8 protein-coding genes are annotated in these 12,718 nt (G+C 34.2%); 5 read left to right on the forward strand and 3 right to left on the reverse strand.

The genetic code is table 11. The features are described from left to right. Positions 1–1,198: 1,198 nt before the first annotated feature. The gene (locus tag VKJ25_RS06775) at positions 1,199–2,182 is read left to right on the forward strand and encodes a hypothetical protein (protein ID WP_324235866.1); all 984 of its coding nucleotides are present in this window, start codon (positions 1,199–1,201) and stop codon (positions 2,180–2,182) included. A 360-nt stretch (positions 2,183–2,542) separates the two neighbouring features. On the opposite strand, the gene VKJ25_RS06780 is transcribed toward VKJ25_RS06775, so the two are convergent. Together VKJ25_RS06780 and VKJ25_RS06785 are read right to left on the reverse strand one after the other, a co-directional pair. Next, entirely contained in the window at positions 2,543–4,168 is a 1,626-nt protein-coding gene (locus VKJ25_RS06780; protein WP_324235867.1) for a calcium-binding protein, read from the reverse strand. A gap of 409 nt (positions 4,169–4,577) precedes the next feature. Continuing rightward, entirely contained in the window at positions 4,578–5,780 is a 1,203-nt protein-coding gene (locus VKJ25_RS06785) for an HhoA/HhoB/HtrA family serine endopeptidase (RefSeq protein ID WP_324235868.1), read from the reverse strand. 1,122 nt (positions 5,781–6,902) lie between these two features. Here VKJ25_RS06785 and VKJ25_RS06790 point away from each other — a divergent pair. The 3 genes from VKJ25_RS06790 (at position 6,903) to VKJ25_RS06800 (ending at position 8,775) form a co-directional block, all read left to right on the forward strand. Beyond that, positions 6,903–7,760 carry an ABC transporter permease gene (locus VKJ25_RS06790; RefSeq protein ID WP_324235869.1) on the forward strand — a complete coding sequence of 286 codons (858 nt, stop codon included), beginning with the start codon at positions 6,903–6,905 and terminating at the stop codon, positions 7,758–7,760. A gap of 247 nt (positions 7,761–8,007) precedes the next feature. Beyond that, positions 8,008–8,199, forward strand: coding sequence for a hypothetical protein (locus VKJ25_RS06795; protein ID WP_324235870.1), 192 nt, complete (start codon positions 8,008–8,010; stop codon positions 8,197–8,199). Positions 8,200–8,484: 285 nt separating this feature from the next. Next, complete coding sequence (locus tag VKJ25_RS06800; protein WP_324235871.1) at positions 8,485–8,775, forward strand: hypothetical protein; 291 nt, start codon at positions 8,485–8,487, stop codon at positions 8,773–8,775. Between the two features lie 222 nt (positions 8,776–8,997). Here the strand turns inward: VKJ25_RS06800 and sppA are convergent, their stop codons facing one another. Then, the gene (sppA, locus tag VKJ25_RS06805; RefSeq protein WP_324235872.1) at positions 8,998–10,839 is read right to left on the reverse strand and encodes a signal peptide peptidase SppA; all 1,842 of its coding nucleotides are present in this window, start codon (positions 10,837–10,839) and stop codon (positions 8,998–9,000) included. Between the two features lie 789 nt (positions 10,840–11,628). On the opposite strand from sppA, the gene VKJ25_RS06810 reads away from it, so the two are divergent. After that, positions 11,629–12,471, forward strand: coding sequence for an SPFH domain-containing protein (locus VKJ25_RS06810; protein ID WP_324235873.1), 843 nt, complete (start codon positions 11,629–11,631; stop codon positions 12,469–12,471). Positions 12,472–12,718 lie beyond the last annotated feature (247 nt).

Genomic DNA, 12,718 nt, shown 5'->3' on the forward strand with positions numbered 1-12,718 from the left:
AACCCAGGCTTTATTGCTGTTTCGCTGCGCGACATGTTTGCGGAGTATTCTGTCAGGAAAAAGCGCAACTTCGACCCAGGAGGCTAGCTGATAGCTAATAGCTGAATGCTTACATCGTAGTTAATTGATAATTAACGATTAAATTATTTTCTCAATTCTTCTAAACTGGGAATATCTTTCGGTTTTGCCAAATTTCTTTAGCTAGCTGTATTAAACTTAACTTAAATTCTTCCCATAAATCAAAAAGCCTTCTAAAGCGTCTCTTTCATCTACAGAATGAAACAGTATTAGACTTGCCCATGACTGGGTTATTTCTATTTTATACCTCTCCCTTAACCATAATAAAAATTATTCAAATTGTTGGTCTTTTTCTGAGCTGGGTAATCCTAGTTGATTTCTTTCTAGATCGTAACCGCAATAGAAAGACTGAAAATCAAAGATTGAGTACCTACTTAAGTAGACAGTTGGTCTTTTTTTATTTTGGGTAAAAGGTCAAAAAAGTTAAGCATAGTAATTGTGATTGTGTTTTACTAAAATTGTTCTTTATTAATTAAATTAAGTTGATTGCCAGGAATAACGACTAAATATTGGAACCATTGGTTTATTGGTTTTCCTTGATTGTAAATATTATCAAAAACTTTGTCTACTGCTTCTCTTAAGCAAAAATATAGTCAATATTTATCTGCAAGTTTTTGTCATAAATTATAGTTAGTTATTCAAGATTTTGTGCAGTTATAACTATAGCAATCCTATTTGATTCATTTACATAGGGAAGGCTTAACATGGAACAGGAGAAACTTTTAGTGTTTTTAGTTACTTTTTGAATTGTCACAACCTATTTAGAATTACTATAGTTGTTATAGTATTATACTTGAATGTAATGATACAGAATAATCAATAATATAAAAATTAGTAGAGATGGAAATTTTCTTGTAAAATATTAGTTTGAATGTAAGCATTCAGCTATTAGCAATCAGCAGTCAGCAACTAAGAATAAAAGGGTTTGCTGAAAAAGTTTGTTTAAAGAGATAGAGAGTAATTTTTTGAAAAATAATTCTGAATCCCTTACCAAATTAGAGTAGATTAGATTATATAGCTTTTTTTAGACTAATGAGGTACACTTATTTTTTATTTCTATTCTCCATACCTATTCTCTAAAACCTAGAATTTTGTACCTTACCAGTATGGAAATTACTATATGTATGAAAATTTTATTTTTCAACTCACTAATCTAATTCTAGAAAATATTACCATGACACAAAAAGATGAAAGTACCGTTGATGTCAATTTTTTTAATACAATTCCTGGCAAAATACTGTCACACCTAATGGCTGTTTTGATAACTTTAGGTGGTGTTTGGTTGTTTCAAAATCGACCATTAAATTTTTCACAAACTATATCTTTAACTCCTGACCCAATTAACCTGGAAAGATATAAAAAAGAACAACCTATTAGTTATAGTGCTAATACTGTAGAAACAGAAAAAAAATTAGCTATTGAACAATTTAAAAAAAATGATATTCAAGCTGCCAAAAAAGCCATCGAATCTTTGCTAAATAGAGGTGCGTTTTTAGAGGCAAAAGAAACTCTCAATATTATTATAAATTCACCTAATAATAACAATAATATTGACTCCGATATCAATTTTTTATATGGTCGATTAGTTTGGGAGTTAGCTCAAGATGGAAATATGAACTATACTATAGATGAGGCTTTATATTTCTGGGAAAAAGCAGTATCTCAACGTCCTGATTCTATTCTTTATCAAAATGCTATAGGTTTTGTTTACTATACTAAAGGGGATTTGAAAAAAGCTTATGATGCTTGGTTAAAAGTATTAAAATTATCAGGAGAAAATTTACCAGAAACAGAAATATTACAGAATATTTCCGCTGAAGATATTACTATTCCAGAAGTTGAACAAAAAAATGCTCTTAATGCTTATGCCGGGATTGGATTAGTAATGATGAGATCTGCTCAAACTGCTCAAGGAAATGATCAAAGAGAACGCTGGTTAAGAGCGCTCCAATATCGGACAAAAGTAATGAGTGAAGCTGCCAGAGAATATCATATTCCTCAACTGCGGCAAAACTGGTTATGGTCGCGAGTGGCACTACGAGATTGGGATTTTCTGATGAGAACGGATTGGAATGTTTTGAGGACAAAAGGTAATAAAAAGTAGGGGAGTGGGGGAGTCGGGGAGTGGGGGAGTAATTTTTTTGCTCAACTATGTATGTATGCGCCTAAAATAGTAACTTTTCAATTGTTCCGGAACTGTGCATGGTTGAGCTGATTTTTCGGGAACCGTAAAACAGGTACTTTTTCCCTATCTAAAAAGGCTAAAACTTTAGAATGTTGATGGGAGCGAGATTTATTCACCAAGCCCTAGTTATGTGTAATATCATGTTCGGTTAAATAGTTACACTTTTAGACGAGGGAAGGCAGAAACAAGGCAGAAGGAAAAGAAAGTTTTCAAGGGAAAAGGTTTTTTTGTCACCCTCTTATCCGGACATAATATAAATCCTAATTAAATCAATATTCTCTAAATCAAAATCAATCCACTTTGAATCTCTAGTTCTGTCACCCCAAATACAATAGCAATTAAATCTCCACCCACAAAAATTCCTGTACCTTGACCCGTACTAACAGAAGCAGGTCCGAGAACAACTCCCTCACCACCAAATGCAAGAATCCTATCATTTTCTAAATTATTCAAATCAGTAATTATCGCATAATCACTACTACCAGCAAAACTATAAAACGCCACATTACTATTACCCAAAACAAAGGTATCAGTTCCTGCATTACCAGTCAAAAAGTCAATTTCATTTTCTCCAGACTCACGACCTGCACCAATAATAAAATCGTCACCCAAATTCCCAAAAATAGTATCATCATTCAGGTCTCCACTGAGAGTATCATTCCCCGCATCACCAAATATCGAATCATCATCTTTGCCACCAAATATTGAATCATCACCCGCTCCTCCACTCAACTCATCATTACCCAAATCTCCAAGGATAAAATCTAAATCCAAACCACCATCAACAATATCGCTACCTTTTCCCCCACGAATAGTATCGCTACCTAAATTACCTTCCAAACGGTCATTATCTTTGTTGCCCAAAATACTATCATTATCTTCATTGCCGAAAATAGTATCATTGCCATCGTTACCAAAGATAATATCGTTCCCGATCCCACCTGCTAAACTATCCCTATCTTCATTGCCGAAAATAGTATCATTACCAAAATTCCCAAAAATGCTATCACTGTCTATATTACCCAGGAGACTATCATCACCACCACCTCCATCTATTTCATCACTACCTTCATTTCCCTGGATAGTATCATTGCCTTCACCACCGTCCACAATATCACTATCCTCATTGCCCAGAATACTATCATTACCTTCTTGTCCATCAATAGTATCTATTCCGACATTGCCAAAAATGGTATCATCATCTATTCCCCCAAAAATACTATCACTCCCAGAATTACCAAACAGACTATCATTAGCTGCCTGACCATCAATAGTATCATTACCACCTAGACCAAAAACGGTATCGTTACTAAGACTACCTTGAATAAATTGAGAATTATTATTACCAATAATTGAACCGGGTGGAAATTTTCCATCGGGGAGAAAAGGAGGTTGAGTGGGAATATTTACACCATCTACAATGCTAGAACCATTAACATCAATTCTACTATTTTCTAAGGTGACAAAACCAGAAATTGCAATAGGTTGATTTGGTTGTAAATCTAATGCTATGGCATTAAATTCATCTAATAAATTAATAAAGTATATTTGACCGTTAGAATTGAGAATAAATTGATTATCATTAACTACAAAACCAACAGTTCCAGAGATAGTTTGTAGACCAACTATTGGTGCTGGCGGTATTATACCATTTTCATCAATTAGAATTGTATTAATTAGGTTAAGTCGGTTATCTTCTATGGTAATAAAACCTGTTAGTCTAACTAACTGACCAACTTCTAAACCTAAGATTGAAGTATTAAGTTCATTGATCAGGTCAACAAAGTAGTTTTGACCATTAGTTGCTGTCAGAATAAAAGTATCGTTACCTGTGATAGAAAATATTGTTCCTGCTATTTCTGTTAATGTTAATTCTAACTGGGAGCTAGTTCTAATAGTTGTCATTTCAGTTATCAGTTATCAGTTATCATAATTCAGAATCCAGAATCCAGAATTCAGAATTCCAGGATTCATAAACAATAAAGATTAAACTTTACCATAAAACCTACTTACTATTTTTATTAGCAGGATGTTTATTCTAGACATAAAATAAGAATCAACTGTGTCTAGATTTAGATATTATTTGAAAACCCTATAATCAGAATCCAGAATCCAGAATCCAGAATCCCAGGATTCATAAACAATAAAGATTAAACTTTACCACAAAACCTACTTACTATTTTTATTAGAGAAGATGTTTATTCTAGACATAAAACAAGAATCAACTGTGTCTAGATTTAGATATTATTTGAAAACCCTATAATTTTAGTTATTAATTATTAATTATTAATTATTAATTATTAATTATTAATTATTAATTATCAATTGACTGGGGAAAAGTATCAGGTTTGACCAAAAATTCAGCAATTCTGCGATTACGAATTACCTCCACTGCTAAACTTTCCCCTACTAAACTTTTTTCTACTTCTTGTTGAACTTCTGTTGGACTTGTTACAGTTACTCCCCCGACTTTATTAATGACATCTCCCTGACGTAAACCAGCCTTTTCTGCTGGAGAATTTTCTATAACTCGCTTAATTACCACACCTTGATTATGGTTAATTCTTATTTGTAATTGTCTATTAATTTCATTCTTGACTTCAGGAGTTAAATCAACCATAGAAATACCTAAAAATGGATGTTCTGCTTTCCCATGCAAAAATAATTCATCAGCAACTCTTTTTGCAGTTTCTATCGGAATCGCAAACCCTAATCCTTGGGCATTTGCTCTAATAGCTGTATTAATTCCAATTACTTCACCTTGAGCATTCAAAAGTGGCCCACCAGAGTTGCCTGGATTAATTGCTGCATCTGTCTGAATAAACCGGACTCGTTTATCCGCAACACCTACTTGGGAACTGGTACGATCTATAGCACTAATAATTCCCACTGTTACAGTATTATCCAAACCCAGAGGATTGCCAATAGCGATCGCCCATTGTCCGGGAATTAATTCTTCTGAGTTGCCAATGGGCACCTCTGGTAAATCTGTGGCCTCAATTTTAATTACTGCTATATCGGTTAGTGAGTCCACCGCTTTGACCATACCATCAAATTCCCGGCCATCTTTTAATGTCACTTTAACTGTATCTGCTCCATCAACTACATGAGCATTGGTAATTAAACGACCATCAGAACTAATAATTATCCCAGATCCTGTACCACGCTTAATTTTTTCTTCTGGAACAGGCAAATTTTCCCCAAAGAAACGTTTCAAGAGAGGATTATTTAAAGCTTCTGGAACTTGAGTTGTTAACTTTTTAGATGCATCAATACGGACGACTGATGGACCTACTTTTTTCACTGCTTTGGCAATAAAATTATAGTTGGTAGAAGAAGCTAGGCCATCTGCAAAAGTTGGAGTAGATGCTTGTGTTCGTTCTTTGACTACAGGTATTACATCAGGGTCTATAGTCAATTTTTTAGCTGTGACATAATGATGACCCAACCATCCTGTGGCACTACCAATGGACAATAGAGAGAAATATAAGGTTAATTGTTTTAAAGATAAAGTCATTTGTTTTTTCGGCTTGAAATTAAATTTTAATAAGACTTAGGCAGAAACTAGATTTATTGGCGGAAATTTCGTCATTTAAAAAACAATAAACCTTTGGCAAAAGTAAAAGTAAAACATTTTTTTTTCATAAATTTTTCGAGAAAATTTCTTACTAATACTCTATTTCTTATTGGTTATTCTCAACTTCAGCAAAAAGTCTAATAATCAAAGAAATAAATCTGGTTTCTTGTTTGGGTCTGTTTCTGTTTAAGTTAAATTAGTCCCTAATAGACTGACACATTAATGGTGCAATAAGTGTAGGCCCTTGTTGTTCCCGTTAGGGTTGCGCAGCATGGGACGTAGCTTGCTTCTGTGCAGGAGTAACCCAACAATAATCTTTCTCCCCTACTTCTTAATGCACAGTTTTAGCTGTGTCGTCCACTAGAGCAAGGACATCATATAAAACATTCATAGTTTGGTCTACCCGTAAAAAACTTTTATCAAAATAATTTGGCTGAACTAATTTTTTTTAGGGTTATTATACTTCTACATAATCAGATAGATACTTTCTGGGAAATATAGATAAAATTTATTAGTCTATTTGAAAAAAAAACTATTTAGTTAGGTATAATTCAGGAGCAAAGAAGAACAGGAAAAAATTTAAAAAATTTTAAGTTTATCAGCCAAATTAATTACATATTCTGTTGACCAAAAAATAAGGTCTCAAACTTTTGGCTTTAGCCAAAGGTAATGATAACTGATAACTGCAATGACCCTCTTTTCCCTGTTCCTTGTTCCCTATAATTCAATACAGTTCAGATACTATTACTATGTAAGCATTTCCTACGGAATGCTGCGCAAACAGCTATTAACCTTCAAAATCATGTCTAAACTTTAAAATGGCTTTAAATGAACATAAGCTTTAAAGTCGGCTTTGATCGTAAGATTCAATTTACTTCAACACAGTCAAGCTTTGATCTCAAACTAAAATAAATACCTGAGTGCTAAATGCTTAAGTTACCATAAATTTGCTATATTAAAATTTGATATCTTTCTTTTTACTCATAACTGAGATGACAGTCTTATTGCTGAATTTCGCAGTTCCTTGCGTTGAATAGGGTAACAATAATAAAGTTTTAGATTATGCCGAATATTATTACCAAAAATCAGAAACAACAATTAATACCAATAAAACCAAAAAATAAAATCTTAAATCAGCTATTTTCTCTTGATATAATTGCTCCTGTAATTTTAGGAATTATTGTATTACTTACATGGGAAGTTTTAGTGCGGGTGATGAATATTCCTCCTTATTTATTGCCAGGACCAATATTAGTAATTAAGACAATGATTCAGGAATGGAACTCATTATCTACATCTTTGCTAATTACTATTAGAATTACAGTGGTTGCTTTAGCAGTAGCAGTAACTTCTGGGGTATTAATTTCTATGTTATTTGCTCAGAATAAATTGATTGAAAGAAGTTTATTTCCTTATGCAGTAATTTTGCAAACTACTCCTATTGTAGCGATCGCTCCTTTAATTATTATTTGGCTCAGAGATAATACTTTTGCTGCATTAATTCTTTGTGCTTGGATTGTCGCATTTTTTCCAATTATTTCTAATACAACTTTGGGATTAAATAGTGTTGATAAAAATTTAAGCGATATGTTTAAATTATATGGAGCTTCTCGTTGGCAAACTCTAATTTATTTGAGATTTCCTAGTGCTTTACCTTATTTTTTAGGAGGGTTAAAAATTAGTGGTGGTTTAGCATTAATTGGGGCAGTTGTTGCTGAGTTTGTTGCAGGTACAGGAGGTTCTCGTTCTGGCATTGCTTATCAGATTTTAATGTCGAGTTATAATTTGCAAATACCAAGAATGTTTGCTGCTTTATTTTTAACAACTGGTTTAGGAATCGTTATTTTTGTTTTGTTTACATTTTTGTCACATTTTCTATTGAAAGATTGGCATGAAAGTGCTGTCAAAAAAGATGGATAATCAGCTTTTTCAGTTATCAGTTATCAGCAAAACTTGTATAGCTATTCAGAAATCCTTCATGAAAAAAAATCGCAAATTCTCAGGAAGTATATCCTCAAGTTGGTGGGCGGTTAGTAGATATGTGATTAGTTCAGCAATAAAGCCATGAACAATTATTAATTATTCGGTAATCTTAACACGATATACACCAGATAGTAGGTTCTACTCAACCTGTTGAAAAATCTTAAAAATTCAGCTAGTAAAAACAATGGTATATAGAACTCAAGCAGAAGATACAAAAATTGAAGCCGAACTAATATTTTTTAACCTGATAAGCAACCTCTCTATTGAAACGAGAATAATGCAAGCTCACAGAGCATCTATTCAGTCACAACAAATATGGTGGAATTTATGTAAACAGGACAATAATATCACTAATACACAACTAAAAAGAAAGTAAATAAACTTAAAACTTGGGAAAGAGTATTGTGCAATAAATAAACTTGTTGATATAGATTTTATGGTTGCTTCTGAAATAGATTTAGCCGTAACCCTTGGTTAAATATTCGATAATTTGAATATCCTTTACTATTTAGGGGGTGGTCTTGCTAGTTCTTTATGGGGAGAACGGAGGCAAACAGCAGATGCTGATATTGTAGTTATTTTAGAACCAGAAAAAGTACAATAATTAATAGCAGTTTTATCAAGAGAATTTTATGTAAGCGAGATTGTTATAGATGATGTTATGAGGGTTCGTACTAATAGCTTTAATGTTATTCACACAGCATCAGTTATCAAGGCTGATATTTATCCTATTAACCATAATAATGATTTTGACTTGTCAGCAATGTCACACCGGAAACAAGTACAACTATTTTCTACAAATAACACTATCTATATCGCTTCTGCTGAAGATATAATTTTGCAGAAATTAAGGTTGTATAAACTTACCAAAAATCAATCCGAGAAACAATGGCGTGATATTTTGGGTGTTCTTAAACCTAAGAGGAATGAACTGAATTATATAACTACCTGAAGCACTGGAGTAATCAACTTAACGTCTCCCCAGAGCTAGAAAAAGCTATCGATCAAATAACACTACCTGAATAGTTAGCTCATATCAACTTTTGTAACACAGCCTTCGTTTGCTGTAACAACCTGGAAGATTGTGTTATCAAAATTTACTATTATCCATTACAGCTACAGCTTAACTTTTGTAACACAGCCTTCGTTTGCTGTAACAACCTGGAAGATTGTGTTACCAAAATTTACTATTATCCATTCTCAAATTAAACGGTAAACGAGTATAAATCCCATAAGGATCGTTCATCGCTCTCAAACTAGCTAACTCCTCCTGCAATTTTTTAAATTCTGCCGTTAACGGATCCATAGAATTATGAGAAATATCGACTTCCACACCAGAAAGACTGCGGAAAATCTTTTGCTCTAAACTAGAAGACTTGGGATATTCCTCTACTGTCCAACTATCTCCCAGTTCTGCTTTTTCGGCAGCAATTTTAATCGCAGTTTCGATTCCACCAATTTCATCTACTAAACCTAACTTTTGAGCATTAGCACCAGACCAAACTCTACCTTGAGCAATTTCTGCTACTTTTGTCTTTGATAAATTACGACCAGTGGCGACATTGGTAATAAACCGCTCGTAAATCGCATCCACCATCTTTTGAATCAAAGTTAACTCTGCTTCCGTTTTCGGACGAGAAGTAGTATTCAAATCGGCAAACTTTCCAACTTTTACCACATCCCAAGTAATACCATTTTCATTAGCTAGTTCCTGTACATTAAACAATACACCAAACACCCCGATGGAACCAGTAATAGTATTTGTTTGCGCAATTATTTGGTCTGCATTCATCGAAATCCAATATCCACCAGAAGCAGCTACATTACCCATAGAAACAATGACAGGTTTTGATTCACTAATTAATTTCACTTCCCTACCAATAACTTCTGATGCTGAAGCACTGCCTCCCGGACTATTGACTCGCAATACCACTGCCTTAACATCTTCATCAAATCGTAGTTTTCGTAATTCCTGCCCTAGGCGATCGCCTCCTATCTGTCTAGCACTACCAATACCATTAACTATTTCTCCTTCAGCATAAACTACGGCAATCTTATTGTTACTTTTAAGGTCTCTACTGAGAGTTTCGGTAACTCTTGGTACATTGCTATAGTTAGCGAGACTGATTTGGGTGAAAGTTTTGTCATCCTTTTTTTTCCCAGTTATTTCTTTAAATTTTGTCAGTACCTCATCGTGGTAAGCTACTCTATCTACCAACTTATTTTCTAAACTGGTATTTGCCAGCAAGATACCCTGATTATTAGTGATCGCCTGTAACTTTTGTTGTGTTAAATTACGACTTTTAGCAATTGTTTGTAAATATTGACTCCAAATATTCTGTAAGAGTTGGAGAGTTTGTTGTCGGTTTTCTGGACTCATTTTTTCTAGGGTATAAGGTTCAACCGCAGACTTATATTTACCCACCCTCGTTACCTGAACTCCGATGCCAAATTTATCGAACGCTCCAGTCAAGAATGTAATCTCAGAGCTTAAACCATTAAATTCTACAACACCTAAAGGATGAATCAAAATTTCATCAGCGACAGAAGCTAGATAATATTCTCTTTCGGTCCAGTCCATATCATAAGCAATAATCGTTTTGCCAGTTTCTCCAAACCGTTCCAGTGCTTGACGCACCTCTTGTAGATTTGCTAACCCCATTGCTCCTGGAGTATTACTACCTTTAATATAAATCCCGATTATTTTGTCATCTTTAGCAGCAGCATCTAAGGAATTAATTACTTTGCGAAGGGTAATAGTTGTAAATTCATTACTCGATAAAGCTTCTTGGAGTGCTTCCCCAGTCGAAGAAACAGGCCGAGTATCTGTAATACTTGTAGCCAAGTCAAAGACCAAAATTGATTTATCTTTAACTTGTGGACCTATATCTTTAGCTTTGCTGGCGATAGAAACAACTAAAAATATTAATCCGCTAAATCCAAAGCCGATCGTTAGACTAATTCCTAGTATGCTGCCAACTATACTAGCAAAAGTATATTTTAAAAAATCTTTCATATTTTTATAGGTGGGAGTTGATTCTTGAGAAATTAACTATTTAGTATTAGTTCATTATTACCTATGATTTTAATGAGAAGTAAAAAAATAGGTAGGGATGTTCCATAGAACGTCCTTACCGGGTTATCATTTTATTGACCTAAAAATGCTGTATTTTACACAATTTTATTGTCAGGGTTTGGTCTGTAAACCAAAAGAAAAATGGGATTTGTAGAGCAAACTGCTAATAGGAGATTGTCAAATGGAAATAGAGAAATATAGAAAACTAATTAGGGCTTGCTGAAAAAGTCTGAAAAATTTGATATATAAAGGAAAGGTAAGTACCTTTTTAGGTAAGGAGGATATTTTTGGGAAGAGTTGGGAACAAAATTACCCCCCATCACCCCATCACCCTATCACCCCATCTCCTTAAAAATACTTTTTCAGCAAACCCTAATCAGGGCTGGCTAATTAAATATAAAAGCATTTACTGGTAAAGGTTTTAGGCTTTTGAGATCGTGAAAAAGTACCAGATTTTCACCTTATATTATCAGAGTGAAAAAGTGAGTATCTGGGTAAGACTTGGGTAGAGGATAATTTTTACAAGTACATCCTCACTCAACTCCTGATTCCTCTTAACTTCCCCTCCACGGTCGGGGTTAGGGGTGGGTTTACTCCCTACTCCCTACTCCCTACCTTCACAACCAGACTTTTTCAGCAAACCCTAATTAGACATGATATAAAATAGGATTATTGCAAGAGAGTGCTACTATTAAAACAACTAACTTAATTTATAAAGTCTAAAATATTATGCTCCAATATCTTGTCGCCTTAATAGCAACTGCAATTGTTGGTTATACAGTTAATTCCTCTATAAAAGTTATTGGTCAAGGGGATGAAGCTCTAGTCGAACGCTTAGGTAAATATAGGCGTACTCTTAGACCAGGACTGCGCTTAGTCTTACCCTTGGTAGAAAAAATAGCTTATGTTGATACAATTCGTGAACGGGTTTTGGATATTCCCCCTCAGTCAGTTATTACTAACGATAATTTAACTATAGAGGTAGATGCAGTAGTTTACTGGCAAATCATGGAAATGGAAAGAGCGTATTATGCAATTGAAGATGTACAAAATGCCATTAATAATATTGTTTTAACTTCTCTCCGTTCTGAAATTGCTAGCTTACCTATGCAAGAAGTTTTGTCTACAAAAGACCAAATTGATAAAGCTTTACTGAAGAAGCTAGATAACGCAACTGCTAGTTGGGGAATAAAAATAATTCGTGTGGAGATTCAAAATATCATTTATCCTGAAAAAGTGAAAGCAGCAATGGAGTCGCAAAGGGTAGCTTTAAGTGAAAAACAAGCAAAGATTGAACAAGCAGAAGGTGAGAAGCAAGCTGCTATTGCGAGAGCTAGAGGACAAGCAGAGTCTATAGAACTTCTTGCTAAAACTTTAAATTTGCGTCCAGACAGTCCTGAGTTTTTGCAGTTTCTAATTGCTGAGAGATATTTAGAAACTAATCAGAAATTAAGTGAAAGTACCAATTCTAAGGTATTATTTATGCACCCGAAAGCTATGTCAGAAGGATTAAGTGAACTGATAGGAGAAGTTCCTGAGTATTCTGAAATAAAGCTCAAAAAACATGATTAGTAAGGAAGGGAAAGGGTATAGGGAACAGGGAACGGGTGCAATAAGCATAGGTTTCGTTGAGGTTAGGGCGGGTTTACATAAGTCTGAGAGTCAGCAGGGAAATCTCTGTTCAAACCCGCCCCTACAGCATTTTTTATCAACAGTAGGGGCGGGTTTCTCAGTTAAATTAACAACTCATCTAATTTTTAGATAAACCCGCCCCCAATGATATGATATAAACCAAGTAGGGGCGGGTTTCTCAGTTAAA

It is taken from the genome of Okeania sp., from assembly GCF_035285525.1.
GTDB lineage: Bacteria > Cyanobacteriota > Cyanobacteriia > Cyanobacteriales > Microcoleaceae > Trichodesmium.

Coding starts and splice junctions, on each gene's coding strand:
- VKJ25_RS06780 (WP_324235867.1), bottom strand. CDS start 4,168: ATGACAACTATTAGAACTAGCTCCCAGTTAGAATTAACATTAACAGAA.
- VKJ25_RS06785 (WP_324235868.1), bottom strand. CDS start 5,780: ATGACTTTATCTTTAAAACAATTAACCTTATATTTCTCTCTATTGTCC.
- VKJ25_RS06790 (WP_324235869.1), top strand. CDS start 6,903: ATGCCGAATATTATTACCAAAAATCAGAAACAACAATTAATACCAATA.
- VKJ25_RS06800 (WP_324235871.1), top strand. CDS start 8,485: ATGAGGGTTCGTACTAATAGCTTTAATGTTATTCACACAGCATCAGTT.
- VKJ25_RS06795 (WP_324235870.1), top strand. CDS start 8,008: ATGGTATATAGAACTCAAGCAGAAGATACAAAAATTGAAGCCGAACTA.
- VKJ25_RS06775 (WP_324235866.1), top strand. CDS start 1,199: ATGTATGAAAATTTTATTTTTCAACTCACTAATCTAATTCTAGAAAAT.
- VKJ25_RS06810 (WP_324235873.1), top strand. CDS start 11,629: ATGCTCCAATATCTTGTCGCCTTAATAGCAACTGCAATTGTTGGTTAT.
- sppA (WP_324235872.1), bottom strand. CDS start 10,839: ATGAAAGATTTTTTAAAATATACTTTTGCTAGTATAGTTGGCAGCATA.